This is a genomic window from Pseudomonas sp. PLMAX, from assembly GCF_046042685.1.
Classification (GTDB): Bacteria; Pseudomonadota; Gammaproteobacteria; order Pseudomonadales; family Pseudomonadaceae; genus Aquipseudomonas; species Aquipseudomonas putida_AE.
In genome coordinates this window covers 4,769,367-4,794,991 of record NZ_CP064949.1, presented here as the reverse complement: position 1 = coordinate 4,794,991, position 25,625 = coordinate 4,769,367, and the positions used below count along the sequence as shown (strand labels likewise).

General features: G+C 57.4%; 20 protein-coding genes and 5 pseudogenes. 12 read left to right on the top strand and 13 right to left on the bottom strand.

What is annotated here, in order from left to right:
* Positions 1 to 102: 102 nt before the first annotated feature.
* Both DKB71_RS21710 and DKB71_RS21705 read right to left on the bottom strand, forming a co-directional pair.
* Entirely contained in the window at positions 103 to 1,062 is a 960-nt protein-coding gene (locus DKB71_RS21710; RefSeq protein ID WP_406592131.1) for an EamA family transporter, read from the bottom strand.
* Between the two features lie 283 nt (positions 1,063 to 1,345).
* A complete protein-coding gene (locus DKB71_RS21705; protein ID WP_408597330.1) occupies positions 1,346 to 1,618 on the bottom strand; it encodes a hypothetical protein in 273 nt (90 codons plus the stop codon).
* Positions 1,619 to 2,063: 445 nt separating this feature from the next.
* Between DKB71_RS21705 and DKB71_RS21700 the strand changes: the two genes are divergently transcribed.
* From DKB71_RS21700 to DKB71_RS21685, 4 genes and pseudogenes are all read left to right on the top strand, one after another.
* Complete coding sequence (locus DKB71_RS21700; RefSeq protein ID WP_323608223.1) at positions 2,064 to 3,425, top strand: MATE family efflux transporter; 1,362 nt, start codon at positions 2,064 to 2,066, stop codon at positions 3,423 to 3,425.
* A 148-nt stretch (positions 3,426 to 3,573) separates the two neighbouring features.
* Positions 3,574 to 4,035 (top strand): annotated as a pseudogene (locus DKB71_RS21695) (ABC transporter permease); the annotation flags it as partial.
* Position 4,036: 1 nt separating this feature from the next.
* Positions 4,037 to 4,835 (top strand): annotated as a pseudogene (locus tag DKB71_RS21690) (ABC transporter ATP-binding protein).
* 34 nt (positions 4,836 to 4,869) lie between these two features.
* Positions 4,870 to 5,876: pseudogene (locus tag DKB71_RS21685) on the top strand (ABC transporter substrate-binding protein).
* Positions 5,877 to 5,901: 25 nt separating this feature from the next.
* Here DKB71_RS21685 and DKB71_RS21680 read toward each other — a convergent pair.
* Positions 5,902 to 6,130: pseudogene (locus DKB71_RS21680) on the bottom strand (MurR/RpiR family transcriptional regulator); the annotation flags it as partial.
* A gap of 364 nt (positions 6,131 to 6,494) precedes the next feature.
* On the opposite strand from DKB71_RS21680, the gene DKB71_RS21675 reads away from it, so the two are divergent.
* On the top strand, positions 6,495 to 7,370 hold the full coding sequence (locus tag DKB71_RS21675; RefSeq protein WP_408597329.1) for a TauD/TfdA dioxygenase family protein: 876 nt from the start codon (positions 6,495 to 6,497) through the stop codon (positions 7,368 to 7,370).
* Between the two features lie 27 nt (positions 7,371 to 7,397).
* Entirely contained in the window at positions 7,398 to 8,840 is a 1,443-nt protein-coding gene (gene phnY / locus DKB71_RS21670) for a phosphonoacetaldehyde dehydrogenase (RefSeq protein WP_408597328.1), read from the top strand.
* A gap of 37 nt (positions 8,841 to 8,877) precedes the next feature.
* Here phnY and DKB71_RS21665 read toward each other — a convergent pair whose 3' ends face one another.
* A complete protein-coding gene (locus DKB71_RS21665) occupies positions 8,878 to 9,768 on the bottom strand; it encodes a LysR substrate-binding domain-containing protein (protein WP_408597326.1) in 891 nt (296 codons plus the stop codon).
* A gap of 109 nt (positions 9,769 to 9,877) precedes the next feature.
* Between DKB71_RS21665 and DKB71_RS21660 the strand changes: the two genes are divergently transcribed.
* Positions 9,878 to 10,603, top strand: coding sequence for a sulfite exporter TauE/SafE family protein (locus DKB71_RS21660; protein WP_408597325.1), 726 nt, complete (start codon positions 9,878 to 9,880; stop codon positions 10,601 to 10,603).
* 226 nt (positions 10,604 to 10,829) lie between these two features.
* Here DKB71_RS21660 and DKB71_RS21655 read toward each other — a convergent pair whose 3' ends face one another.
* The 4 genes from DKB71_RS21655 to DKB71_RS21640 all read right to left on the bottom strand — a co-directional run bounded on the left by DKB71_RS21655 (position 10,830) and on the right by DKB71_RS21640 (position 13,353).
* Positions 10,830 to 11,258 carry a hypothetical protein gene (locus DKB71_RS21655; protein ID WP_274076638.1) on the bottom strand — a complete coding sequence of 143 codons (429 nt, stop codon included), beginning with the start codon at positions 11,256 to 11,258 and terminating at the stop codon, positions 10,830 to 10,832.
* 93 nt (positions 11,259 to 11,351) lie between these two features.
* Positions 11,352 to 11,765, bottom strand: a complete 414-nt coding sequence (locus DKB71_RS21650; RefSeq protein ID WP_408597323.1) for a VOC family protein — start codon at positions 11,763 to 11,765, stop codon at positions 11,352 to 11,354.
* Positions 11,766 to 11,855: 90 nt separating this feature from the next.
* Positions 11,856 to 12,515 (bottom strand): TetR/AcrR family transcriptional regulator, encoded by a 660-nt coding sequence (locus tag DKB71_RS21645; protein WP_274076640.1) that lies wholly within the window; start codon positions 12,513 to 12,515, stop codon positions 11,856 to 11,858.
* Positions 12,502 to 13,353 (bottom strand): 3-hydroxybutyryl-CoA dehydrogenase, encoded by an 852-nt coding sequence (locus DKB71_RS21640; RefSeq protein WP_408597320.1) that lies wholly within the window; start codon positions 13,351 to 13,353, stop codon positions 12,502 to 12,504. The genes DKB71_RS21645 and DKB71_RS21640 overlap by 14 nt, the downstream gene beginning before the upstream one ends.
* A gap of 165 nt (positions 13,354 to 13,518) precedes the next feature.
* Between DKB71_RS21640 and DKB71_RS21635 the strand changes: the two genes are divergently transcribed.
* Both DKB71_RS21635 and DKB71_RS21630 read left to right on the top strand, forming a co-directional pair.
* The gene (locus tag DKB71_RS21635; protein WP_274076642.1) at positions 13,519 to 14,559 is read left to right on the top strand and encodes an AraC family transcriptional regulator; all 1,041 of its coding nucleotides are present in this window, start codon (positions 13,519 to 13,521) and stop codon (positions 14,557 to 14,559) included.
* On the top strand, positions 14,556 to 16,370 hold the full coding sequence (locus tag DKB71_RS21630; protein WP_408597318.1) for an ABC transporter ATP-binding protein: 1,815 nt from the start codon (positions 14,556 to 14,558) through the stop codon (positions 16,368 to 16,370). The genes DKB71_RS21635 and DKB71_RS21630 overlap by 4 nt, the downstream gene beginning before the upstream one ends.
* Positions 16,371 to 16,373: 3 nt before the next feature.
* Here DKB71_RS21630 and DKB71_RS21625 read toward each other — a convergent pair whose 3' ends face one another.
* The 3 genes from DKB71_RS21625 to DKB71_RS21615 all read right to left on the bottom strand — a co-directional run bounded on the left by DKB71_RS21625 (position 16,374) and on the right by DKB71_RS21615 (position 19,886).
* Positions 16,374 to 17,327, bottom strand: coding sequence for an alpha/beta hydrolase (locus DKB71_RS21625; protein WP_408597316.1), 954 nt, complete (start codon positions 17,325 to 17,327; stop codon positions 16,374 to 16,376).
* 204 nt (positions 17,328 to 17,531) lie between these two features.
* A complete protein-coding gene (locus DKB71_RS21620; RefSeq protein WP_408597314.1) occupies positions 17,532 to 18,530 on the bottom strand; it encodes an NAD(P)H-quinone oxidoreductase in 999 nt (332 codons plus the stop codon).
* 141 nt (positions 18,531 to 18,671) lie between these two features.
* Positions 18,672 to 19,886: a YbfB/YjiJ family MFS transporter gene (locus DKB71_RS21615; protein WP_408597312.1), complete on the bottom strand. Its 1,215-nt coding sequence runs from the start codon at positions 19,884 to 19,886 to the stop codon at positions 18,672 to 18,674.
* A 113-nt stretch (positions 19,887 to 19,999) separates the two neighbouring features.
* On the opposite strand from DKB71_RS21615, the gene DKB71_RS21610 reads away from it, so the two are divergent.
* The gene (locus DKB71_RS21610; RefSeq protein WP_408597310.1) at positions 20,000 to 20,890 is read left to right on the top strand and encodes a LysR family transcriptional regulator; all 891 of its coding nucleotides are present in this window, start codon (positions 20,000 to 20,002) and stop codon (positions 20,888 to 20,890) included.
* A gap of 68 nt (positions 20,891 to 20,958) precedes the next feature.
* On the opposite strand, the gene DKB71_RS21605 is transcribed toward DKB71_RS21610, so the two are convergent.
* The gene (locus tag DKB71_RS21605; protein ID WP_408597308.1) at positions 20,959 to 21,681 is read right to left on the bottom strand and encodes a pirin family protein; all 723 of its coding nucleotides are present in this window, start codon (positions 21,679 to 21,681) and stop codon (positions 20,959 to 20,961) included.
* Positions 21,682 to 21,952: 271 nt separating this feature from the next.
* Here DKB71_RS21605 and DKB71_RS21600 point away from each other — a divergent pair, with 271 nt between their 5' ends.
* Both DKB71_RS21600 and DKB71_RS21595 read left to right on the top strand, forming a co-directional pair.
* The gene (locus DKB71_RS21600; protein WP_408597306.1) at positions 21,953 to 22,903 is read left to right on the top strand and encodes a GlxA family transcriptional regulator; all 951 of its coding nucleotides are present in this window, start codon (positions 21,953 to 21,955) and stop codon (positions 22,901 to 22,903) included.
* A gap of 339 nt (positions 22,904 to 23,242) precedes the next feature.
* Positions 23,243 to 24,739, top strand: a pseudogene (locus DKB71_RS21595) (MFS transporter).
* Between the two features lie 8 nt (positions 24,740 to 24,747).
* On the opposite strand, the gene DKB71_RS21590 reads toward DKB71_RS21595, so the two are convergent.
* A complete protein-coding gene (locus DKB71_RS21590; RefSeq protein WP_408597304.1) occupies positions 24,748 to 25,356 on the bottom strand; it encodes a DUF1062 domain-containing protein in 609 nt (202 codons plus the stop codon).
* Positions 25,357 to 25,625: the final 269 nt, after the last annotated feature.

Sequence of the window (25,625 nt, the reverse complement as noted above, 5' to 3'; positions counted from 1 at the left end):
CAGCTGCATTTCACTCGAATGCGAGATGGCAGCACCGATATTCTTTTGTGGGGATATCGCGCAAGCGGTGCCGTGAAACGATTACGGTTCATCGAGGCATTCTCACACCACAGCTTCGGCGTCAGCCTTGATAACTGATTTGCGATACGTCAGCAAAACGATGCCGGTGACCACAATCACCCCACCCAGGATCTGCCCCGCACTGAGCATTTGATCCAGCACAATCCAGCCCATCAGCAACGTCGCCAACGGCTCGATGTTCATTACCGGTGCATTGCGTGGCATGTCCAGCCGAGGCACCGAAATGAACAGCACGATAAAACCGGTGCCGTACAGCACAACCAGAGTGGCCAGAGCCAGCCATCCGGTCGAGGTTGCGGGCAGGTTTAGTCCGCCTGGCAGGGCGCCCGTCAGTCCCGCCAGATTGACGCTGCTGAAGACGATGAAAATGGTCAGCAGACTGCGCACCGAACCACGCACCTGAGACAACTTGTGGTCGGTGATCCACAGCGCGCAGGCGAACACGCTGGCGGCGCAGAACGCGAGCGCGACGCCCAGCAGCCATTGCGGGCCGACGCTGGTCGTGGTCGAAAGGCGCCCGGGGACATCCAGCACAAACACCAACCCCACCAGAATCAAACCCATCAACGTAGCGGTGCGTGCGGTCGGTCTCGGGCCACCCAGCGCCCAGGTGAGCAACGCCAGCAGGATGGGAAACACGTTCGCCACCAGCAGCGCCAGCGCCACCGGGACCCGTGCGACGGCAGAATACAGACACAGGCTCTGCGCGGTAATCAGAAGGCCCAACAGCAATTGCCAGCGCCATGCACCTGCCGGCAGACGCAAACTTTGTCTTTGCCACAGCACCAGGCTTGCCAGCACCAGCAAGGTCCCGCCAGAACGCATCAAAATCGCCAGCAACACACCCGCGCCATCATCAAAAGCGACCCGCGCCGCCACATGGTTGCCGGCGAACGCGCAGCCCATGCACAAAAGAATGATCAAGGCGAGATGGCGGGGGAAGGGTGGCGGTACGGTTTGCGCAAATGTAGGGCGGGGCATGGCAGATCTCGAAGGGTGATAGGACAACTCGGGTGTGGAGTGGGAGTTTTTTATTATGTTGTCGTACAACTTGAGCGATTTGTACCCTGTTCGGGTAGGTTGGGCAAGAGAGACTGCAAGGGCGACAGGATTCAGTGCCAGGCTTCAGGGTAGTTATCAGGGGTTTCGCTGGGTCGTTGCCAATGGAAGATTCATTGACTGTTGCTGGTTGCCATTCAGAAAAATGGGCCAGGATCATTTGTCGACGGATCAAAGAAGCGGGCGCCTTGGGCGCCCTTTTCATTTACTCCGCCGCTTGGGCACGCAAGCGTCGGCCAATCACATCCATCAAATCGCAACCATCGCGTAATGGGATCGCCAGCAGTTTTGAGAAGTCGGACAACACCACCGTGTCGCAGCCAATTTCGGCACGAAAGGCGATGTTTTCCAGCACTTGCGTCACGGTGCGGATACGGTAATCCGCCATGGCTTGCAGGACGTCGAGTGGGGCTTGGGTGTCGATCAGCAGAGAGGCCGGAACCAGGTCGATTCCGGTGAGGGGCATGTATCGATTCATAGTGAAGTTCTCTATTTGATTGGCTTAAAGCCGTCACTCGGTCGTCGCCAAACGATCAGGTGGCAGCTGTGCGCAGGTTGGCGAACCGGCAACAGAGAAAACCGGCAGACCCGAAGGTCTCCCGCGCACAGCCGCCATAACAGCGGCTTTGCGGGTGCGATGATACCTGCAATGAAGCGGATAGCCTTCGCATTCTCTGTGATCAGGTCGCCAAACCTGAATCGCCATTTGGGCGACGGGACTGACTATAAGCTGCACGGGATCAGCGGGGTAGGTGAGGGATTCCGAGCTTTTTGTAGGACCCATGACGAAGAAATCTCGGACCTTTCTCTTCACTTCGCCGGGAAATTAAACATAGCGCCGAAATCTTCATTGCCCCTCGCCCGTAACTCACCGAAGCTATCCTCAATCAACACGCCCGCCGTCGAGATGGACCTCTACCCCCATGCAAACCCCAGCCCAACCGCAACGCGCCCTCTGGAAAACCTACCTGCTGTTCCTCGCGCCCATGGTCCTGTCCAATTTCCTCCAGTCGATGTCCGGCACGGTCAACAGCATCTACATCGGCCAGATGCTCGGCACCCAGGCCCTGGCGGCGGTGTCGGGCATGTTCCCCATCGTGTTCTTCTTCATCGCCCTGGTCATCGGCCTGGGTGCGGGGGCGGGTGTGTTGATTGGCCAGGCCTGGGGCGCGCGGGAGACGCATCTGGTGAAGGCCATTGCCGGCTCGACCTTGTTGTTGGGATTGCTGATCGGGCTGGTGGCGGCGGTGGTCGGGAGTGTGTTTGCGCGGTCTTCATTGGTGGGGTTGGGGACGCCGGGGGATGTGCTGGACGATGCGGTGGCGTATGCCCATGTGATGTTGTGGTTCATGCCGACGCTGTTGGTGTTCGTGTTGTTCACGCAGTTGCTGCGCGGGGTGAGCGATACGTTGTCGCCGTTGCTGGCGCTGGTGGTGTCGACCTGTATCGGCCTGGCGTTGACGCCGGCGTTGATACGCGGGTGGCTGGGGTTGCCGCCGATGGGGATCCAGAGTGCGGCATTTGCCGGGTTGGCGGGTAACCTGGCGGCGATGGGGTGGCTGGCGTGGCGCCTGATTCGCAAGGGCCATCCGCTGGCGCCGGACCGGGAATTTTTCGCGGCGATGAAGCTGGACAGGGCGATCCTCGGCAAGGTGCTGCGCATCGGCTTGCCCACCGGCTTGCAGATGGTGGTGTTGTCGCTGTCGGAGTTGGTGATTCTGGCGCTGGTGAACCAGCACGGTTCCCAGGCGACGGCGGCGTACGGGGCGGTGACGCAGATCGTCAATTACGTGCAGTTTCCGGCGCTGTCGATTGCGATCACGGCGTCGATCCTCGGGGCGCAGGCGATCGGGGCAGGGCGCATCGAGCGCATCGGGCCGATCTTGAAGACCGGGCTGATGATCAACGTGTGCCTGACCGGCGGCCTGGTGGTGTTGGGGTATTTGCTGTCGCACTGGCTGCTGGGCTCGTTCCTCACCGAGGACGCGACCCGCAGCATGGCCGAGCACTTGCTGCACATCATGCTCTGGAGCCTGCTGGTGTTCGGCTTCCAGGCGATCATCGGCGGCATCATGCGCGCCAGCGGCACGGTGATGGTGCCGGTGGCGATCTCGATCGTGTGTGTGGTGGGCGTGCAGTTGCCGGTGGCGTATCTGCTGGACGCGCGGTTCGGGCTGCAAGGGGTATGGATGGCGTTTCCGGTGGCGTATCTGGGGATGCTGGCGTTGCAGACGCTGTATTACAAGCTGGTGTGGCAGCATCAGAAGATTGAGCGGTTGGTGTAGGACTGTAGGAGCCCGGCTTGCCGGCGAAGGCGTCCCTTGAATATTGCGCTGGTCTTTCGAGCGCCGGCTTTTGTAGGAGCCCGGCTTGCCGGCGAAGGCGTCCTTGAATATTGCGCTGGTCTTTCGGGCACCCGCTTTTGTAGGAGCCATCCCATCCCTGGCACTGGTGCCGTTGTTCATCCTGTGGTTCGGCATCGGCGAATTCACCAAGATCGCGCTGATCGTCACCGGCACCACCTTCCCGGTGTACCTGAACCTGTTCGCCGGCATCCGCAACATCGACCCCAAGCTGATCGAGGCCGGCTATACCCTGGGCCTCAACCGTCGCGAGTTGATCTGGCATGTGATCCTGCCGGGTTCCTTGCCCTCGTTTTTTGTCGGCCTGCGTTACTCCCTGGGGATTTCCTGGCTGGCGCTGGTGTTCGTCGAGCAGATCAATACCACCGCCGGCATCGGCTTTCTGGCCAGTGATGCCTTGGACTTCATGCGCACCGACGTGATCGTCATCTGCCTGCTGATCTACAGCGTCCTCGTACTGTTGATCGACGGGCTGATCCGTACCCTGGAACGTTTTGCTTTGGCCTGGCGCCCATCTTTCGTGAGGAATTGACATGTCGAGCATCGATCTTTTGAATGCGCCCAAACCTGCCCATTCGAGCGCACCGGTACAACTGCGCAACGTGGTGCGCCAGTTCGGCCAGCAGCGGGTCATCGACGGCCTGGACCTGGACATCGCTCCCGGCGAATTCGTCGCCTTGCTAGGGGCCAGCGGCTCAGGAAAGACCACCTTGCTGCGCAGCCTGGCCGGGCTCGACAGTATCGACAGCGGCCAGTTGCTGGTGCCAAAGGCGCGGGCGGCGGTGTTCCAGGAGCCGCGCTTGATGCCCTGGAAACGTGCCTGGAAGAACGTGATCCTGGGCCTGCACGTGCCGGACGCCAAGGCGCGTGCGGTGCAGGCCCTGACCGAGGTCGGCCTGGCTCATCGCCTGGAAGCTTTCGCGGTCACGCTCTCCGGCGGCGAGGCGCAACGCGTGGCTCTGGCCCGTGGCCTGGTGCGCGAACCCAAGCTGTTGCTGCTCGATGAACCGTTCGCCGCACTCGATGCGCTGACGCGCATTCGCATGCACCGGCTGATCATCGAGTTGTGGCGCAAACACAATCCAGCCGTACTGCTGGTGACCCACGACGAGGATGAAGCCATCCTGCTGGCCGACCGGGTCATCGTCCTGGCCAACGGCAAGATCGCCGATCAGGACCATCGACTTGCCCCGGGCCCGCGACAGCGGCCAGGACGGGTTTCAGGCCATTCGTGCGCGGCTCCTGGGTTTGCTCGGGGTTGAAGTCGAGCCCGCGGCAGTCGCCGAGCGCCAGGCTTCGAACACTACGGTGCGGCGGTTTGCCCATGGCTGACGCCCGTCTTTTTTTGCTACAGGGAGGTAGCGCCATGTCGCTGCGCGTATGGAAATCTGCGGTGGGGTTGCTCACATTCGCCGCGCTGCTGCTCAGCGGTTGCGGCGAATCGGTCGAAAGCAAATCGGCGGCCACAGGGCAAAGCGACTTGTCCGGCGTGACGCTGGTGCTGGGGGATCAGGCCAAGGGTTTGCGCACCGTGGTCGAGGCCGCCAATGCTCTGGAGGGCATTGAATACAAGGTGGAGTGGGCGAACTTCCAGGGGGCAGCGCCCATGTTCGAAGCCTTGCGCGCCGGCGCGGTCGACCTGGGACCGGCGGGTGATATGCCGGCGCTGGCCGCCGCCACGGGTGGCACGCCATTGCATATCGTCGCGGTACGGCGTAGCCAGTCCCGGAGCATTGCGATCCTGGTGCCCGCCGATTCGGCCATCTGTAGCGTGGCGGATTTCAAGGGCCGCGTCGTGGTGTCGTCAGCCCGGGGCAGCATTTCCCAATACCTGCTGATTCGCGCACTGGCCAATGCCGGGGTCGACGAGCGGGACGTCAACGTCGCGTTCGCCTGCCGACCGACGCCCTGGCGGCGTTCAACGCCGCCAAGATCGAGGCCTGGGCCACGTTCGGCATCTATCAGGCCTTCGCCGAGCCAGGGTGCACGGGTGTTGATCAGCGGCGAGGGCATCAACAGCGGACTGACGTTCACTACCGCCTCGGATGAAGCCCTCGGGGACCGCTCAAGCGCAAGGCACTTGCTGACGTACTGCAGCGTTTCGCCAAGGCATTCGAATTGGCCCAACAGAACCCCGAGGAATACGGCCGAGTCTTTGCCAAGTTCAACGATATCCCGCTGGACGTCTCGCAACGCCTGCGCAGCTGGGGCGACGAGTCGCTGTTGCCGGTCGAGCCACAGGACGTGCAGGCCTTGCAGCAAGTCGATGACCTGTCCGTGGAAAAGAAGATCTTTCCCCATCGCGTCGACGTTGAAAAGCTTACGGATACCGCGTTGTTTTCCGCGCCGTTCCTGACGCAATCGGCGCGCTAGCGTTACAGGAGGCGCGCAGAAACCCTCACTTCTTCGGCGATTTGCTCTGCTCGGGATATGCAGGTAAGACATCACGCTCTCGGTCAGTTCAGTAGCCAGCTTGACGGCTTCCTTGTTGCGCGCCATCACAGCGGCTCACTGGCAAAACGGGCGAGTTGCAGGGTGTCGAGGGAATAGCGCGGTAGGGAGATCGCCAGCAAGACGTCCTGATTGGTGATGGCGGCCAGGAGGTACGCGGCGTTTTCGTTGCCGCCCCTCCATGCCTCGACCTGGCCCCTGAAGTTGCTCCAGTCCTCGGGAAGTATCATAGTTTAAAGTCCTACAATTAACGTGCCCATACACACTGCGAATTGATCGCGATATCACAGTGTTTTCGCCTTTTATTCAAAACTTTCCTACAGCTGGCAGCGGACCCGCTGAAAGTTCCTACATATTTAAAAGAAAGATCTCGCAAGCCTAATTTTTCCTAAATTTATCTGTGTTTTAAAGTCACTGGTATTTGAGATAAATTCAAGTTATTGACTTTGACATCTCATTTCGCACAAATAAGAATGATGAACTAACAGAACGGCTACTCAGCTGGTTCGCACTTACTTTGAGCTTAATGGGGAGGCAGGTTTGAACGCATACACTGATGATGAGGTTGGCTTTGAGGCTGTATCTAAAGCGTTAGGTAGCCAGATGCTCGGGTTTAATGCATCCGCCCCTTTTAAGAGCTCACATGTACAAAAATTAATCGAAGCCTGGCACAGTGGCCTCGTTTGTCGCATCCGTAATCAGTACCTCAGCAAAAGCGAGCTTATTGACTTTAGCAAAATCTTCGGTCTGCCAGAACGAGCTCTGCACCAAGAGAAAAAACTAACATCAAGCACCGAATTTCCCGAGCTGATGATAGTTTCAAATATAAAAAAGAATGGTCGTGCTATTGGTCACCTCGGGGCGAAAGAAGCATATTGGCATACAGATATGTGTTATACGGATGTGCCTCCGATAGCAAGTATTTTGTACGCCATTGAAGTTCCCAGCAGTGGCGGTAATACGGAGTTCATGAATATGTACAGCGTATATGACGCTATTCCTACGGATTTGATGGAAGAAATCTCGGCGCTCTCGATCAAACATGATCGTAGTTATACCGCGGTAGGTGAACTTCGGTACGGCTTCAATGATGTCACTGACGTTGCCACTTGCCCTGGATCCATTCATCCTATTATTCAGCAGCACCCTTTCACAGGAAAAAGCTTCCTGTACTTGGGGCGGAGGCTAAATGCTCATGTCGTTGGATATTCCGTGGCCGACTCCGAGGTGCTGCTCAATAAGTTGTGGAAATATGCCCGATCGCCTGAGTTTTGCTGGACCCAGCACTGGGCTGTCGGCGACATTCTAATCTGGGATAACCGCTGTACTATGCATCGCCGCGACTCCTTTGATGAAAACACAAGAAGAGTCATGTGGCGTACGCAGATCCAATCCAATCCTGAATGTTGTAGATAACGTTATGCGGTGGAGTACAAGGCAGCCATGCAAAACATATTTAATTTATTCGAGAATCACTTTGCAATCCAAGAGCAAACCAAATCAGATAGTGGGAGAAGTATAAGTATTTCTAATCCTTATGATCATAAGGTAATAGCGCAGGTGGCAAAAATGTCCTGCGCCGAGGTAAAGCAAAAAATAGATATTGCAGCAGGTTTTCGCCAGAAATTAAGTCGCTTTGAGTTGATCGGAATTTTCAATAAGGCCATTGCACTGCTTGAGGTTGAAAAGAATAATGCGGCCGGACTAATTACTATGGAGTCAGGGCTTTGCCTGAAAGACTCTCGATACGAGGTTGAGCGAGTGATGGGTGTCTTTAAAGCCACAATTTACGAGTTAACAAAAAGCAATGAGCAGATATTTTCTTGTGATGTTTTCAGTCCTTATGCGCAACGAAAAATATTCACTCTTCGGGAGCCACTCCAAGGTGTGATATCCGCCATAACTCCCTTTAATCATCCGATGAATCAAGTAGCTCATAAAATTTGTCCGGCGATTGCAACCAACAACCGTATAATTCTGAAACCGTCTGAAAAAACTCCGCTTTCGGCTCTTTTTCTTCGTGGTTTGCTTTCAGAAGCAGGCTTGCCAGAAGAAATTTTCCAGGTTGTCACTGGTGATCCGAACGAAATAGCAAGAGAGCTGATAGGCAATGAGCATGTGGATTTGGTCGCTTTTACTGGTAGCGTTACAGTGGGAAAAAGAATCGCGTTAATGGCCGGCTACAGGCGAGTGATTCTTGAGCTTGGCGGCAATGATCCGCTGATTGTCATGGAGGATGCAGACCTGGAAAAAGCAGCGTTTCTGGCGGTCAATGGATCGTATAAAAATTCAGGTCAAAGGTGCACTGCTATTAAAAGAATACTGGTGGAGAAATCAATATCCAAACGCTTTACCGAACTCCTCGTCGAAGGTACCGAACGCTGGAAAACGGGAGATCCCATGGACGAAAGTGTGGATATCGGAACCTTGATCGATAATTCCGCTGCTATCGAGTGCGAGCAACGTGTGGGTGCAGCTATAAGTCAAGGTGCTCGTCTCTTATATGGAAATCGGCGCGACGGCGCCAGCTATATGCCAACTGTGCTGGACGGTGTCGATCCAACAATGGCTATTGTTCAACAAGAAACATTTGGTCCAGTTTCACCGATAATAGAATTTTCAGGGGTAGAGCAAGCAATTGCCATTGCAAATTGCACCCCTTACGGCTTGTCTTCTGCTCTTTGTACGCATCGACTGGATTATATAACCCGTTTTATTCAAGCGCTTAACGTCGGTACTGTTAATGTCTGGGAGGTCCCTGGCTTTCGTTTGGAAACCACCCCATTCGGGGGTATAAAAGACTCGGGGTTAGGACACAAAGAAGGTATTCAGGAGTCGATGAACAATTTCACTAATATAAAAACGTACTCTTTGCCATGGGGCTGAATTAATTTCATTAAATGCGGTTCAGTGACTGTATATGTCATAAGGTCAAATCGCCCATGGCAACAAGCCAATCTTCAAATTTTCGATGGAGTGTGGTTTTTTGAACACCTACTGGTGTGGATACACAGTAATGATGGTGAGCAACAGTTATCTCTCCAAATGGCACTTTAATTTTTCCGGAATCTATATCAAGGCTCAGTGTGGCGATTGGTCCTACTCCAATGCCTAGTCCATCTATTATGCCTTGTAAGGTGACATGAAAGTGATCAAACCTTTGACGTTTAAGTCCTCTTTTATCCGCAAAATTTGCGGCGGAAAACCACTCTTTCCAATGCCCAGGTCGGGTTTCCGTCTCAAAAATTGTATGCTGATATAAATCTTCAAGGCAGCTCAAGGGCTTTTCTTTTAGTAGATGGGAAGCTGCAATCACACTGTGGTGGTCACTTAAGAATCGAAAGGATGATTGGTATCCCTCAATCAACGTTTCTTCGCGCCTTATGGCGATATCAAAAATTGAGTTGTTTGGTTGTTGTTGTGATGTAACGGTAAGTATTTGAATTCTGGAGTCTGGATTGTTTGAATGGAAATCTGTCAGTCTAGGAATTAACCAACGCATGCCGAACGTCGTCGGAACACTTACGCGCAGATTATTTTTTGTTTCTCCTTTTCCATAACGCTGTACGATTTCTACCAGATTTTCAAGTGTAGTACTCATTTCCCGAGCCATAGCCTGGGCATGAGGAGTAGCTACCATTCGATGACCGTGCCTTTCGAAAAGGCTTTGTCCGAGCCAGCTTTCCAAAGACTGGATCTGACGACTTACTGCACCATGAGTCACACAAAGCTCATGTGCGGCGGCCGTAAAATTTCCCGCTCGACAAGCAACCAGAAATGTCCGAATCGCTGATAATGGAGGAAGCTCATACATGATTGCGCACCAACTATCACTGGGAGATGAGTTTTTAGCACACTGATTCAATTTCTAAAAGTCACTAAAGTGGCTTCTTCACAAACCAAATATCCGCAGTGGATGACAAATGACAGAATATTTACTCGTTTTGTTTATCGGGGTCATTTCAGGAGTTGTCAGTGGTGTAATCGGGACGGGGGCCTCCATCATGCTTCTGCCTGCACTCGTCCTTTGTTTCGGTCCTAAGCAGGCAGTGCCGATCATGGCGGTGGCAGCAATCGTCGGCAATATCTCAAAAGTTATCCTTTGGCGAAAGGACATTCACTGGAAGGCGTTTTTAGCCTATTCGGTGACAGGAGCGCCGGCATCGGCTTTTGGTGCGCACACACTCTGGAGTCTGAAAGCGACCTGGATTGATATAGCTCTCGGGGTATTTTTTCTTCTAATGATTCCCTATCGCCATTGGGCAAAATCAAAAAATTTCACCCTTTCGCTTTGGCAACTCTCCGCCACAGGCGCTCTTGTTGGCTACCTCACCGGTATTGTTCTTTCCACCGGGCCGCTGACCATTCCGATTTTTTCCGCATACGGGTTATTGAAAGGGCCATTGCTCTCAACCGAAGCTGCCGCCTCGTTCATTATTTACTTGAGCAAGACAATTACTTTCAAAGCGATTGGAGGTCTTCCCCTGAACGTCGTACTGAAAGGAGTACTGATTGGACTCTCGCTCGCTGCAGGTATGTCGATCGGTAAGTTCATCACGATAAAAATGTCCTTGACCACATTTCAAAGACTTCTGGATGTTTTAATGTTGCTTTCGGGCATTTCTTTGATAGCAGGAGGATTGACCTGAGGAACATCAACACGATGCTTTCCGAGGGGCGGGCGTTCGGATTGCGGCCTGGCAAGATCCTCGCGCGGGTCGCCATTCGTACCTTCACAGGGTTGTCATGATCATTTTTCACGGAAGAGGAGAGGAATAATGCCCGATGAATGCTTCTCGATCGGGCACCTTTGGCAGCTACGCGCGGTTGACATTGCGCCCCGCGTTGTCATTTTCGACGAAAAATCCCCGCGCCTCACTTGTACTTGATCACGATCCCTTTGAGTTTGCGCCCCTCGATGGTCTGCACGTCGCGCGCCCATAGCGGCCCGTTGACATAGGCACCGACCGCCTGGATATGGTCATACACCACCACCACGGCATCGCCGCCGAGCTTGGCGGTTTCTTCCCGCAATTTTTCTTCAACCTCGGTAATCGGCGGGGCGGGGTCGACACTGGCGTCGATCAGTATTTCGCCCAGTCGAACGTGCGGGCGAAGGGGCTCGGTGCGCAGCACCACGACTTCGCTGGGCAGCGTCGGTGCGGGATGTTCCACGCCGACGTAGGCGGTGGTCTGGGCATCGACTGTCGCGCAACCGCTGAGTGCCAGCAGCGCGGCGGTGAGCCCGCCCGCCAGCAAGGACAGTTTGAAACGGGTGGACCATGACGCGTCATGGGCTTGCATGGTGGGTTTTCTCCGAAGGGCCGCTGCTACAGGGGTTAAAAGTTGACGGTAGCAGACGGCCCGGGAGTTGCCAGACAGCCGGTCTTCACAGTGTCACTGATCCTTTTCGCAATTGACCATCCACGACACACCAAAGCGGTCGACCAGCATGCCAAAGCGTGCGGCCCAGAACGTGGCTTCCAGTGGCATGTCGACTTTGCCGCCTTCTGCCAGTGCGTTGAACACCCGCTCGGCTTCGGCAATGCTGTCGACGTTCAGGGAAATCGAGCAACCGCTCATGCCCGGGGTCGGACGGTCGGGGGTGGTGTCCGAGGCCATGAGCATCTGGTCACCTACCTTCAGGCAGGTGTGGATGATCAGGTCGTGATGTTCCTTGGGGACGTGCTCGGCGGCGGGTGTTTCGCCGAACGTCATCATCGCCTCGATCTGGGCTTGCAGGCATTGCTGGTAAAACGTGAAGGCGGCGCGGCAATCGCCATTGAAGATGAGGTAGGGACTGATTTTCATGGTGCTGCTCCCGGTCATTGAAGATACACATCGGATTGGACGCCGGGTACCAGCGCGAATTCCGATGAGATTGACTGGGCAAGCAAAGCGCTAAATCGCGGTGGGAGCCTGGGTTTTTTTAGATGGATTCTCGATAGGCCGGGCCAGGCTTATAGCCTCGCTTGGGCGCTTCGGCGCCAGCAAACGCTCGATGGCGCCGCCGACCATGTTCTCCAGCAGCTCATTGTGCTCGCCTTCTTCCAGCGCATGGGACGCCAGCCAGCTGGGCGCGCTGTTGAGCAAGGCGGCGATGGCATGACCTGCCGCCAGCAGGCCCGATTCGCTGAACCGCGAACGGGCGCCGAGTATCACCATCAATTGGCGTTGGTACTGCTCGCTCAAATGTCGAACCCGTGCCTGTTGCTCGTCGTTCAGGCAGCCGCTGTCGCGTTCCACCAGGCGAAAATGCCAGGGCATGTCGCGATGCAGGTTCAGGTGCGCGCGGATCAGGCTGTTGAGGCGGTCGCGTTTACCCGGCGCCTTTTGCTTGATACGCCCCAGCGTGGCCAGCAGCTCTTCGTAGAACTCTTCGATCAAGTCCAGCAGCAGGTGCTGTTTGCTTGGGTAATGGTGATACAACGAGCCCGGGGAAAGCCCCAGGCACGTCGCGAGCTCGCGCATGCCGACCTGACCGAAACCCTTGCTGGCGAACAGCTCCAGCACCTTGTCCCGGTATTCGGCGAAACGCGAACAACGCTCAGGCATAGGCATGGAAGCCGCGCCCCGTCTTGCGTCCCAGGTAACCGGCAGCGACCATTTCCTTGAGCAATGGGGCCGGGCGGTATTTGCTGTCGTTGAAGCCGTCGTGGAAGGCCTCCATGATCGCCAGCAGCGTATCCAGGCCGATCAGGTCCGCGAGGGCCAGGGGGCCGATAGGCTGGTTGCAGCCCAGGCGCATGCCGGCGTCGATGTCTTCGGCACTGGCCAGGCCTTCCTGGAACACCAGGATCGCTTCGTTGATCATCGGCACCAGGATCCGGTTGACCACGAACCCCGGGCGGTTGCCGGCGCTGATCGCGGTCTTGCCCAGGCGGGTCGCCATGTCCAGCGCCAGGGCATGGGTGGCATCGCTGGTTTGCAGGCCGCGAATGACTTCGATCAGGCCCATCACCGGCACCGGGTTGAAGAAGTGCAGGCCGATGAAGCGTTCCGGCTGGCTGACACTGGCCGCGAGCTGGGTGATCGACAGCGACGACGTGTTGGAGGCGATCACGCACTCGGCGCCGACCTGTGCGGCAACCTGTTGCAGCAACCGCAGTTTCAGTTCGAGGTTCTCGGTGGCGGCTTCGATCACCAGTTGCGCGTCGCGCAGGTTGCTGTAATCGGTGCTGGTGCGGATTTTGTCGAGGGCGGCGTTTTTCTGCTCGGCGCTCAGGGTTTCCTTGGCGACCTGGCGGTCAAGGTTCTTGCCGACGGTGGCGAGGGCTTTTTGCAAGGCACCCTCGCTGATGTCCACCAGGGTCACGTTGAAACCGGCCAGGGCGCAGACCTGCGCGATGCCGTTGCCCATGGTGCCGGCGCCGATCACGCCAATGTTTTGCAGATTCATGTTGCCGTCCTTTCGATAAACCCTGCGATACCTTGGCCGCCTGTATGGCCGAAAGCGTACTATTGCCGCGAGTCTAGAGCCGGCAGGGTGGTTGTCCTATGCCGAAACTGTTCAACGGCACTGATGTTTTTTGCCATTTCGGGTGATGGGGAGCGAAGCGTTCGCATGCGGGAAAAGGACTCGGTGGCCGCCTACTTCGTGCAGGCAATGATCCAGGGGCTGGGGGACGATCCGCAGCGTGTTCGGGCTGTGCTCGAACAGGCCGGCATCGACCCGGCGGTGATTGCGCAACCCACGTCGCGGGTACCGGCCAGCGCGTTCGCAGCGCTGTGGCTGATCCAGATCCGCGAGCTCGACGACGAATTCTTCGGCCTCGATTCCCACGGCATGCCGCCGGGCAGCTTCGCCCTGATTTGCCGGGCGTTGATCCAGGAGCCCGATCTGCACAAGGCCATGCGCCAGTGCCTGGTCAACTTCGGCCTGTTCCTGCGCGATTTTCGCGGCACCCTGACCGTGCGCGGCAAACGAGCGGTCATCAGCCTGCAAAGCCAGGGGGCCAACGAAGACGTCAGCCGTTTCGGCGAAGAGACCTTCCTGGTGTTGATGATCAGCCTTATGTGCTGGCTGGGTGGACGACGCATCCCGATCGACCGCGCGGACTTTCGTCACGGGCGCCTGTCCCTCAGCGATGACCGTTTGCTCTGGGGGCCGAACCTGACCTTCGGCGCCGAGCGCACCGAAATCGAGTTCGCCAGTCACTACCTGCGCCTGCCGGTGGTCCAGGACCTGGCGTCGCTCAAAGTGTTCCTGCGCACCGCGCCACAATGGCTGGTGATCCGCTTTCGCAACCAGCACGGCCTGGCGTCACAGGTGCACCAGCGCTTGCGCAACAGCCATTACAGCGAGTGGCCGACCCTGCAGGCCTTTGCCCTCGAACAGCACCTGAGCCCCAGTACCTTCCGCCGCAAACTCGAGCGCGAGGGCTGCTCCTATCAGGAGATCAAGGACGAAGTACGCCGTGGGGTGGCGTTCGAACAGTTGCGTGAGAGCCAGGCGAGTATCGGCGACATCGCCGAACAACTGGGTTTCCAGGAGCCGAGCGCATTTCACCGGGCGTTCAAGAAGTGGACGGGGGAGAGTCCGGGGCGGTATCGGGCGCGGTTTCAGGGGGAGCGGCTCGATACCTTGGCGGAGCCTTTGGAGTGAGCCCGGTATTTGCCCGCGTCACCTCATTGCTCGACCAATCCCAGCGTGCCTTGCTGCTGGTCTGGGGCACCTCGCGCGCATTGTTTCTGGGTCTGGTGGTGGCGACCCTCATTGCCGGTGTGCTTCCGGCTTTAGCGGCATGGCTGGGCCAGCGCATTGTCGATGCCGTGGTCTTTGCCATGCAATTGCATGCGCAGCAGGGCAGTGCGTCTTTGTGGCCGGTGGTGCGTTATGTGCTGATGGAGGCGGGAGTGCTGGCCTTGCTGTCGGGTGCCCAGCGTGCGCTGTCGGTGCAGCAGTCGCTGTTGCGGGTGCAGTTGGGGCAGAAGGTCAACACGATGATTCTGGAAAAGGCCCAGACGTTATCGCTGGTGCAGTTCGAGAATTCGGAGTTCTACGACAAGCTGGTGCGGGTTCGGCGCGAAGCCTCGACCCGGCCGTTGGCGTTGGTGATGAAGTCGCTGGGGCTGATCCAGAACCTGATCGTGCTGATCAGCTTCGGGGTGTTGCTGGTGCATTTTTCGCCCTGGGCGCTGGTGTTGCTGGTGGTCGGCGCGTTGCCGGTGTTTTTTGCCGAGGCGCACTTTTCCGGCGATGCCTTTCGCCTGTTTACCCGCCGTGCGCCGGAGAGCCGACAGCAGACCTACATCGAGACGTTGCTGTCCCATGAGGGCTACATCAAGGAGGTCAAGCTGTTCGGTTTCGCGCCGCTGCTGTTGCAGCGTTACCGCGACACCTTTGCCAGGCTCTATGCCGAGGACCGGCGGCTGACCCTGCGTCGCGATGGCTGGGGATTTGTCCTCGGCCTGCTGGGCACCGCGGCGTTCTACCTGGCCTACGCCTGGGTGGTGGTAGACGCCGTGCACGGCAACATCAGCCTCGGCCAGATGACCATGTACCTGGTGCTGTTCAAGCAGGGGCAGGCGGCAGTGAGCAGCAGCCTGAGCGCCATCAGCGGCCTGTACGAGGATGGCCTCTACCTGTCGAGCCTCTATGAATACCTGGCCGAGCCCGTGGTCGCGGCCACGGGCCATCTCACGGTGGGCGCGGTGCCTGGCGATGGCCTGCGGTTCGAGAACGTCGGCTTCCGTTACCCGGGTGCCAGTCGCGACGCGCTGGCGGGTATCGACCTGCACCTGGTGCCGGGGCACAGTGTGGCGCTGGTGGGCGAGAACGGTTCGGGCAAGACCACGCTGATCAAACTCTTGACCCGGCTCTACCGTCCCGATCAAGGACGCATCCTGCTGGACGGCAGCGACTTGCAGGCCTGGGAGGAAAATGCGCTACGCCGGCGCATCGGGGTGATCTTCCAGGACTACATTCGCTACCAGTTTTCCGTCGGCGAGAACATCGGTGTGGGCGACACCCTGGCGTTCCAGGACGAGCAACGCTGGCAGCAAGCCGCCGCCGAAGGCATGGCCGCGCCGTTCATCGAGCGGCTCGATCGCGGTTACGCCACGCAACTGGGGCGCTGGTTTGCCGGTGGGCTGGAGCTGTCGGGCGGGCAGTGGCAGAAAATCGCGCTGTCGCGCGCCTACATGCGCCGCGATGCCGATATCCTGATCCTCGACGAGCCGACCTCGGCACTCGACCCGGCGGCGGAAGCGGCGGTGTTCGAGCATTTCAGCCAGCACACCCAGGGCCGCATGACCCTGCTGATCTCCCACCGTTTTTCCAGCGTGCGCAACGCCGATCACATCATCGTGCTGGATCAGGGCTCGATTCTGGAACGTGGTGATCACGACACGCTGGTCACGGGGGGCGGGCGTTATGCGCAGCTGTTCGACCTGCAGGCACGGGGCTATCGATAACCCTCAGGAATCCTGGGCGCTTCGCGAGACCATCGGCCCGGCGATCTGCGGTTTGGCCTTCATCAGGCCTTCCAGCGCCTGACGATACTGGCTGCCGCCCAGGCTCATGCTGTTGTTGTGGGTGCCGCCGGGGATCAGCAACAGACGCTTGGGTTCGTTGGCGGCATTGAACAGCTGCTCACTGAACCTCGATGGCATGAACCGGTCGGCCAGGCCATGGACCACCAGCAACGGCATGTGAATGTCGACAATCTTGTCGATGGAGTCGAACTTCTGCGACAGCAACCAGCGCACCGGCAGCCAGTTCACCGGCAGGTTGTTGTCGGCCACTTCCGCCACGGCATCGCCCAGGGAAGTGAAGGTAGACTCGATCACCAGGCCGCGCACCGGAACGGCGCCATGCTGCTTTTTCGCTTGCGCGGCCAAGTCTGCGGCCAGGTCGATGGCCACCGCGCCACCCAGGGAGTGGCCGTAGATCAGGCGCTTGCCGGGGTCCGGTTGCATCGTGCTGAAACGTTCCCAGGCAGCGCGGGCATCTTCGTAAACGCTGGCCTCCGACGGCAAGTCACCCTTGCTCTGGCCAAAGCCGCGGTAGTCGATCGCCAGCACCGAATAGCCCATGGCGCGCAACTGCTCGATGCGAAAGGCCTGGCCGGTCAGGTTCCAGCGTACGCCATGCAGGTAGAGGATCGACGGCGCGTCACGGCGCGCGGCCGGCCACCACCAGGCATGCAGGTTTTGCCCGGCTTTGAAACTGGCAGGCTTGATGTCGAATTCCTGCACATCCTGCGGCAGGCCGCGATACCAGCCGGCCGTGCCCGGCTCGATGCGGAACAGCAACTCGCGCTCTTTGTACTTGAGTGCGCCGCAACCCACGGGCAAGCCGACGACCAGCGCGGCCATGCACAGCAGCGGCAGCCAGCGCAGGCGTAGACGGGTGAGGAGGGCAGAGGGCATTGGGTGGTTCACCGGTAGGGACATGAAGACCGCGTTTTAACAGATGCGCGCGCGGGGTGGGGAAAAATGCGACGGTCGTTCACCCTGTGGGAGCGGGCTTGCTCGCGAAGGCGATGTGTCAGTCAGCACTAGTGAGACTGATGCTCCGCCTTCGTCGGAACGCCGCCCGGAGCAAGCCCGCTCCCACAGGGTTTTGCGGCGCTATCAGTCGACGCGCAGCACGATCTTGCCGATGTGATCGCCAGCTTCCATTCGCGCATGGGCCTGGGAGGCCTCGGTGAGCGCATACACCTTGTCGATCATCGGCAGGCAACGCCCGGCCGCCAGCACCGGCCATACGTATTCGCGCAATTGTTCGGCAATCGAGGCTTTTTCTTCCCGGGTACGCGGGCGCAGCAGCGAGCCGGTGACTGTCGCGCGCTTGCTCATGATCGCCAGCAGGTCGACATCCTTGCCGACGGCACCGCCGAGGAAGCCCAGCATCACCAGTCGACCTTCCATTCCCAATGCCGCGATATTCTGGTTCAGGTACGAAGCGCCCATGATGTCGAGGATGACATTGACGCCCTTGTCGGCGGTTTTTTCCTGGATGACCTGGACGAAGTCCTGATCGCGATAGTTGATCGCTTCGGCGCCCAATTGGCGGATCGCCACACATTTCTCCTCACTGCCCGCCGTGGCAAATGCCTTGACGCCGAACTCGCGGCATAACATCAAGGCGGTGGTGCCGATGCCACTGGTGCCACCGTGAATCAGCGCGCGCTGGCCTTTGCTGGCGCCGCCCATGTCGAACAGATTGGCCCACACCGTGAAGAAGGTTTCCGGGATCGCCGCCGCTTGCACCCAGTCCATGCCTTCGGGGATCGGCAGCGCCTGGCTGGCCGGGACCGCGCAATACTGCGCATAACCGCCGCCATTGGTCAGCGCACAGACCTTGTCGCCGACGATAAACTCGCTGACATCTGCGCCAACGGCGACCACTTCGCCGGCCACCTCCAAACCTGGGTTTGGGTTCATGCCGGGTTTCATCGGGTACTTGCCGGCTCGTTGAAGAACGTCGGGGCGATTGACCCCGGCAGCATGCACGCGGATCAGCACTTCACCGACGCCTGCAGTGGGCAAGGGCACCTGGCGCGGTTGCAGGACTTCAGGGCCACCGGGTTGGGTGATTTCGATCAGGGTCATGTCTTTGGGCAAATTCATTTCATATACCTGTGGGCAAAGTGTCCGTTAAATGAGACCGCGCTTTCGCGCGGAGAATCAAAAGATCGCAGCCTTTGGCAGCTCCTACATGGGAATGCAGGTTCCTTGTAGGAGCTGCCGCAGGCTGCGATCTTTTGATCTTCATGGGCAACTGACCTGAACAAGAGAGTCAGGCCGACTCGATAAACGCACCGCCAACTCCAGCAACAACGCCAAAACAATCGCCCCGGCCGCAATCACGAACATCAGCCCATGATGGCCGCCGCTGGCATTGAACAAGGCGGAATAAGCAAACCCGGAAATGGCCTGGAAGGTGGCAAACGATACGGTGGCGCGACTCCACACCACCTGTTGCTGATGATGCCCGGGGACCAATTCGTGAACCCGCGCCAGTGCCAGCGGCACGATGCCCGGTGGAAACGAACCGAGGATCACTGCCAGCAGCGCCAGTGCCGCGAAAGAGCTGGAGATCGACAGCAAGGCCACGGCAATCGCTTGCACCACCAGCACCAGTCGGATACTCGGTTTCGCCCGCAGTTGATCCGCGAGAAAACCATAGCTCACCGGCCCGACAATCGCGCCGAGGCCGTACATCACCCAGATCAGCGCGCCGACCTGTGGCCCGGCACCGAGGCCGCGAGCCACGTAATCCACCAGGAACACCATGGCTGGCACCAGCCCCGCCGCCATGAGTGCGTATTGGGCAAACAGCAAGTAGACACCCGGGTGGGTGCGGGTCGACGCGGCATCGGCCGTCGCTGTCATCGTTGCCTGGGGCGCATCCGACGGCCAGCCAAACCAGCTGATAGCGGTCAATATCAATGCCAGCAAGCCGAGTCCCAACCAGGTTTGCTGCAGGCCCAGGCTCAGCAGCGGCGGGACGATCGTCCCCGACCCGGCAATGCCCAGCCCGATGCCGAGAAAGATCGCGCCACTGGCCAGCCCTTTGCGCGAGGCCGGCACATGCGGCAACACCGTCGACGCCACCAGCACCATGATCGCGCCACCGGCGACGCCCGAGAGCAAACGCCAGCCGAAAAACCAGCTCACCGACAAGGGAAAGGCACAGGCGAAGAACGACAGGGTGACCGCCAGCATCATCAGCCGCAGCGCAGTTTTGTTGGATGTGTGACGCGCCAACGGGTGGCCGATCAGTGCACCGATCAGGTAGCCCACCAGGTTGGCGGCACCGAGGTACACCACGTCGCTGGCGGAAAACCAATGGGCCTGGATCAGCGAGGGAATCAACGGCGTATAGGCAAAACGCGCCAGGCCAATGCTGACCAGGCTGGCGCACAGGCCGGCAAAAATCGGTAGCCAGAATGCGTTGCGTGGGGTGTTCAGGGGGCTGAGCATGGGTGCTCTCCTGCAAGTTTTTCACTGGTGATCAGCTTAACCAGGTTTAGTGATGCACCAGCGCTGCGATTTCGCGTTATGGTGATGCGCAAATGCATCAGATGGAGAGCTCCATGAACTGGGATGACGCACGGGTATTTCTCGCGGTCTGCCGCGAATCAACGTTGCGCGGCGCCGCGCGAGTATTGGGTGTCGACCAGGCCACGGTGGGCCGGCGCATCACGTCGCTGGAAAAGTCATTGGGAGCGACGCTGTTCCTGCGCACCTCCGAAGGTTATGCGTTGACCGCGGTCGGCGAAGCGGCGATGCGCGCCATCGAGAAAATGGAGCATTCGGCACTGGAACTGGAGCGCCGCATCCAGGGCCTCGACGACCGGCTGACGGGCACCGTGCGGGTCACTACCACCGACTCCATGGCCATCGACTTCCTGATCCCGGCCGTCGCTCGACTGCATCAACGTCACCCCGACGTGCGGGTGCAACTGGACGCCTCGACGCAAATCCTCAGCCTGGCCAAACGCGAAGCCGACATCGCCGTACGTAATACCCGGCCGGACAATCCGGACCTCATCGCGCGGCGAATCGCCCGTTGGCCGGTGGGCCTGTTCGCCTCGCAAGCCTATGTCAATGCCCACGGTGTGCCCGAGCCGGGATCGGCGTTCGAGGGGCATGATCTGGTGGTGTATCAGCCGTATCTGCAGAGCGGCAAGGACATAACGCTGGTCAGTGAACCTGTGGGGCGCGGGCGGATTGTCGCAAGCCTGAGTTCCAGCCTGCTGGTGCGGCGATCCATTGCCGAGGGGATCGGGATCGGGGAAATTCCGGTGTATGTGGGGGAAAGGGATGGACTGGTCCGGCTGTGGCCGGAGCGTACTCGGCCGTTGCCCTATGACGTGTGGCTGGTGACCCACGCGGACCTTCGGCATACGGCGAGGGTCCGGGTGGTGATTGAGGAAATTGTCGAAGCCTTTTGTGGGAGCGAGCCTGCTCGCGATGGACGTTAACGATAACGCGTGCTCCATGGAAAACCGCGTTGTCCTTCCGTTCTTCGCGAGCAGGCTCGCACACAGGGTTATGGCATTTCTGGCAACTCATTCGCACGCAGATCGAACACCAGCACCTCGGCATCCACCCCATTGCTCAAGGTCAGCAACTGTTCCTCGCGAACCCGCACGCCGTCGCCTTCCTGCAGTGCTACACCGTTCAGCTCAACGCGACCACGAGCCACATGGACATAGGCATAACGATTGGCAGTCAGTTCCACAGTGGCACTTTCCTTGCCATCGATCAGGCCGGCATACACCCGCGCATCCTGGCGCACCGTCAGTGAACCCTGGGCGCCGTCGGGGGAGATGATCAATTGCAGGCGACCGCGTTTCTTCTGGGTGCTGAAATGCTCCTGCTGATAGCGTGGCTTGGCACCGCTAACGTCCGGCACTATCCAGATTTGCAGGAAGTGCACGGGCCGCGAATCCGAGTGGTTGTACTCGCTATGCGCCACGCCGCTGCCGGCGCTCATCAACTGCACATCGCCGGGACGGATCACCGAGCCGGTGCCCAGGGTGTCCTTGTGTTCCAGCGCGCCTTCGAGCACATAGGAGAAAATCTCCATGTCGCGGTGCGGGTGCTGGCCGAAGCCTTTGCCGGCAGCCACGCGGTCATCGTTGATCACCAGCAGATCGGAAAAACCCTGTTCTTTCAGGTTGCGATAGCTGGCGAAGGAAAAGGTATGGAACGACTTCAGCCAGCCGTGATTGGCCAGGCCACGATCCGATGCTTTGCGAAGGGTCAGCATGATGAAATCTCCTTTTGGGACGTTGATTCGTCCGAGTGAGGAGAAGGTTAATGTTAATCCATTGGTGCAATAAGTAGATGAAAACTGAAATACTGTCTCTTTCAGGTTGACAGCTGTGTACCTACGGACGCAGTACCCCTGTGGGAGCGGGCTTGCTCGCGAAGGCGGTGTTACATTCAACAAATTTGGTGACTGACACACCGCCTTCGCCTCGCTCCCACAGGTTCGGTGTTCGGCACAAAGACCTTCCTTGATTTCAGTGATTGAACCCATGAAAACCGTGGCAATGGTGCTGTTCCCCGACTTTCTCCTGCTCGACATGGCCGGGCCGATGGAGGTGTTTTCCATCGCCAATCGTTATCTCAAGCCCGACGACCACTATGTGCTGACGACCCTTGGCACCGAGCCCGGCGCACTGCGGGCGTCCAATGGGGTGAGGGTGCAGGCGGACATGCCGGTCGAGCAGGCCTGTGACGGCTTTGATCTGCTGCTGGTGCCCGGCGGCCCCGGTGCCTACAACGAAAAACATCCGCCCTTGCTCGAGTGGCTCAAGCGCAATGTCAGTCGATCGCAGACCTTTGGCTCGATCTGCACCGGGGCGTTCGTGCTGGGGCACGCCGGTTTGCTCGACGGCTATCGCGTGACCACCCACTGGCACTACACCGAACGGATGATCAAGGCATTCCCCAAGGCGACGGTCGAAACCGACCAGATCTACGTCCAGGACCGCAACCTCATCACCTCCGGCGGCGTCACTGCCGGCATTGACCTGGCGCTGGCCGTGGTCGCCGCCGACCATGGCAAGAAAGTCGCCCAGGACGTGGCCAAGGTGTTGTTGGTGGTCATGAAACGCCAGGGCGGCCAGGCGCAGTTCAGCCCGCTAATGGCGGCAGTGGCGCCCCATGAAACACCGATCACCCGGGTGCAGAACCATGTGCTCGAACACCTGGACGAAGCTTTCAGCATCGAACGCATGGCGAGCCTGGCCAACATGAGCCCGCGCCACTTCGCCAGGGTCTTCGCCCGGGAAGTGAACATGACCCCCATGGAGTTCCTGCAAAGCGCACGCATCGACTGCGCCAGGAACCTGCTGGAAACCGCTGACCTGCCGCTCAAGACCGTGGCGTTCAAAAGTGGCTTCGGCAGCGTGCGGCACATGCGTTTCCTGTTCAGTGAAAAGCTCGGCCTGACCCCGATTCAGTACCGTGAGCAGTTCAACTAGTGTCCTCTAGCCGTTACATTTTCTGAACGCTAGCTAATAGACGGATTTCCTGATCCGTAATAGCTACTGATCTTCTCCTTTTCGATGAGGCTTATCCTGAGGTGCAGGCGCATGTTCTGAAAGAAGTTGTGTGTAAAGTCGAAACGAAATGAGTTTCATGTGAGGTGTTTGTGGAAGTGCAGAGATAATTCCTACAGCGTGTTCTTCTTTTGACTTTCTTGCTCGAGTTTTGCGTTGTGTCTGTTGATTGTGTATCGGGCTTGTGGTTAGGTTGTTGGGGTTGTGAGGGCGCTGTTATTGCCGCAAGCACTAAAAGTAGGAAGTTAGGTGGGGGCGAAGATGCATGTAGATAAATATAGATGGCTTGTATTGGCTGTTGTTTCGATTGCACTTCTTCTGGTGGCGATTGATATGACGGTTTTATATATCGCGCTGCCCACTTTAACCCATGAGCTGCGGGCTTCTACCTCAGAAAAGCTTTGGATCGTAAATATGTATCCATTGGTGGTTGCGGGCCTTTTGTTAGGGGCTGGCACGCTTGGGGATCGGATCGGGCACAAACGAATCTTTATCATTGGCCTGCTCATTTTCGGCGTGGCGTCACTACTGGCGGCATTCTCACCAACTTCCGCTGTTTTGATTCTTGCTCGTGGACTTTTGGGTGTCGGGGCGGCAGCCATGATGCCGGCGACACTTGCAATCATCAGTTTGTCTTTTGAAGATGAAGATGAACGCTCTATTGCCATTGGCATTTGGGCAGCAGTTGCCTCCGGAGGTGCTGCTGCTGGTCCTTTGATGGGCGGGGCACTGCTTGAGTACTTCTGGTGGGGCTCGGTGTTTCTGATCAACGTTCCGATTGTGTTGATAGCATGTTTGTTGTCGGGATTGCTGATCAAAAATATCAAGAACGATTCTGCTCAACCTTGGGACTTGGTTGCTTCGTTACAAATCACGGTGGTGTTGATAAGTCTCGCGTATGCGATCAAGGAATTTGCCAAGCAGATGCCTTCCTATGCGGATGTCATTCTGGCATTGCTGATCTGCATTTCCTTTGCCCTGCTGTTCGCCCGTCGCCAACGCAACAGCGAATTTCCATTGGTTGATATGCAGGTTTTTCGCAACCCTGCGTTTTCCTCTGCGGTTCTGGCCGGGTTGGTGGTAGCCGGGTGTCTGATGGGTATCAACCTGGTCCTTAGTCAACGATTGCAACTGGTTCTGGAGCTTTCTCCGTTGCAGACCGGGCTTTACTTCTTGCCTTTGTCTTTAGGCGCCATTGTTGGCAGTCCGTTGTGTGGTTGGCTTCTGCCGCGCTTCAGGAGCGACCGTTTTCTGTCGTGTGTGCTGACTGTGTACGCTGCGGGCATTGCCCTGTTCATGTTCAGCTTCTCCTACTCCATGTACCTGCAAGTATCTTGTTTATTTCTGCTAGGGGCTTGTGTTGGAGCCAGTATGACGGCTGCATCAAATACGATTATGTCCGCCGCACCGCCCGAGCGTGCCGGAATGGCAGCCTCAATCGAAGAAATATCATATGAATTGGGAGGGGGGTTGGGTATTGCAATCATGGGCAGCTTGATGTCGGTTGTTTACAGTCGAACATTATTTATTCCTGAAAGCTCCATTGATGCAGAACTGGCCCGAGATGGTATCGATAGCGCGATACTGATGGCCGAATAGTTGCCGGGTGCGGTTGGTGATTCGCTGGTCATGAATGCACGACTGGCTTTCGATAATGCCGTGTTTTCGGTAATGGGAGCGACTATTGTCTTGCTATTGATAGTTGCGGTGCTGGTTCGCTTTAACTTTACTCGTTCTGTTAAATCTTTGCCTGTTTAAAGAGTGTGTCAGGAATCTGAAGCTGGCGGGTGAAGATCAATCAGTCGCTTAAAATCTAGAGAAAATGAAAACGGTCGTTTGATTTTTTTATTCAATTCGTCCAAGGTAATATCCAATAGCACTTTGTGCTCTAGAAGCTTTAGCACCTCACTACGGGAAAGCGAAAGCTTACGTGTCAGCAAATTGATCAGACGTACCGGTATAGGGTGCTCGAAAAGGACTTCAATGCGGACGGTAGCTCCATTATTAAGTGCATAGGGATCCGGGCCCTCAAGATAAAATTCCGGAGTGGGACCGAGTTTGGCGTTGTTTTTCTTCAAGGTAGAGTAGTCATAAGCGCAACGTCGAACTTGATCGAGGTTGTTATGCAGGAAGTGCTCGTGCAGTTCTGAATTGAGTTTGTTGGTGTTGATGCGGGAGAATATATCGATGTTCCACGTATAGTCACATTTTTCGCACTTGTAGATATTCCATACGTCAAGCGTCTTTTTCTGTGCGTTGACGCGAAAGCAACCTGAAGGATAAAATAATTTTCTAATTTCGCAGTTAGGGCAGCGCTTTGTTATCGATTGGTAGCCCACGGGCTTAACTAACCAATTTAGATGTCCGATTTTCATTGTTTAATCCTTGTTGGTATTTTCCTTAAGGTTTCACTTTTTTATTGTTTTGAACTGGCGCACAAAGTTTATTTTGAGGTGAGCACTGGGCTGATTCGCCGGATCGGGAATGACTGGGTTTCGATAAGGTGTATGGTTGTTTGGTATGCGATAACACACAGTTGAATTGTAAAAAAGTTGGCGTCTGCACGATTTTTTATTAGGTGAGAATACCCTCGGTGAAGCTCTCGGTGCCTCAGCTATTTGGACTGCTTAATTGCTTTTGGGAA

Excerpts from the sequence above, each read along its gene's own strand:
- DKB71_RS21710 (WP_406592131.1), bottom strand. The coding sequence starts at position 1,062 with ATGCCCCGCCCTACATTTGCGCAAACCGTACCGCCACCCTTCCCCCGC.
- DKB71_RS21705 (WP_408597330.1), bottom strand. The coding sequence starts at position 1,618 with ATGAATCGATACATGCCCCTCACCGGAATCGACCTGGTTCCGGCCTCT.
- DKB71_RS21700 (WP_323608223.1), top strand. The coding sequence starts at position 2,064 with ATGCAAACCCCAGCCCAACCGCAACGCGCCCTCTGGAAAACCTACCTG.
- phnY (WP_408597328.1), top strand. The coding sequence starts at position 7,398 with ATGCAAAACATATTTAATTTATTCGAGAATCACTTTGCAATCCAAGAG.
- DKB71_RS21665 (WP_408597326.1), bottom strand. The coding sequence starts at position 9,768 with ATGTATGAGCTTCCTCCATTATCAGCGATTCGGACATTTCTGGTTGCT.
- DKB71_RS21660 (WP_408597325.1), top strand. The coding sequence starts at position 9,878 with ATGACAGAATATTTACTCGTTTTGTTTATCGGGGTCATTTCAGGAGTT.
- DKB71_RS21655 (WP_274076638.1), bottom strand. The coding sequence starts at position 11,258 with ATGCAAGCCCATGACGCGTCATGGTCCACCCGTTTCAAACTGTCCTTG.
- DKB71_RS21650 (WP_408597323.1), bottom strand. The coding sequence starts at position 11,765 with ATGAAAATCAGTCCCTACCTCATCTTCAATGGCGATTGCCGCGCCGCC.
- DKB71_RS21645 (WP_274076640.1), bottom strand. The coding sequence starts at position 12,515 with ATGCCTATGCCTGAGCGTTGTTCGCGTTTCGCCGAATACCGGGACAAG.
- DKB71_RS21640 (WP_408597320.1), bottom strand. The coding sequence starts at position 13,353 with ATGAATCTGCAAAACATTGGCGTGATCGGCGCCGGCACCATGGGCAAC.
- DKB71_RS21635 (WP_274076642.1), top strand. The coding sequence starts at position 13,519 with ATGCGGGAAAAGGACTCGGTGGCCGCCTACTTCGTGCAGGCAATGATC.
- DKB71_RS21625 (WP_408597316.1), bottom strand. The coding sequence starts at position 17,327 with ATGCCCTCTGCCCTCCTCACCCGTCTACGCCTGCGCTGGCTGCCGCTG.
- DKB71_RS21620 (WP_408597314.1), bottom strand. The coding sequence starts at position 18,530 with ATGAATTTGCCCAAAGACATGACCCTGATCGAAATCACCCAACCCGGT.
- DKB71_RS21615 (WP_408597312.1), bottom strand. The coding sequence starts at position 19,886 with ATGCTCAGCCCCCTGAACACCCCACGCAACGCATTCTGGCTACCGATT.
- DKB71_RS21610 (WP_408597310.1), top strand. The coding sequence starts at position 20,000 with ATGAACTGGGATGACGCACGGGTATTTCTCGCGGTCTGCCGCGAATCA.
- DKB71_RS21605 (WP_408597308.1), bottom strand. The coding sequence starts at position 21,681 with ATGCTGACCCTTCGCAAAGCATCGGATCGTGGCCTGGCCAATCACGGC.
- DKB71_RS21600 (WP_408597306.1), top strand. The coding sequence starts at position 21,953 with ATGAAAACCGTGGCAATGGTGCTGTTCCCCGACTTTCTCCTGCTCGAC.
- DKB71_RS21590 (WP_408597304.1), bottom strand. The coding sequence starts at position 25,356 with ATGAAAATCGGACATCTAAATTGGTTAGTTAAGCCCGTGGGCTACCAA.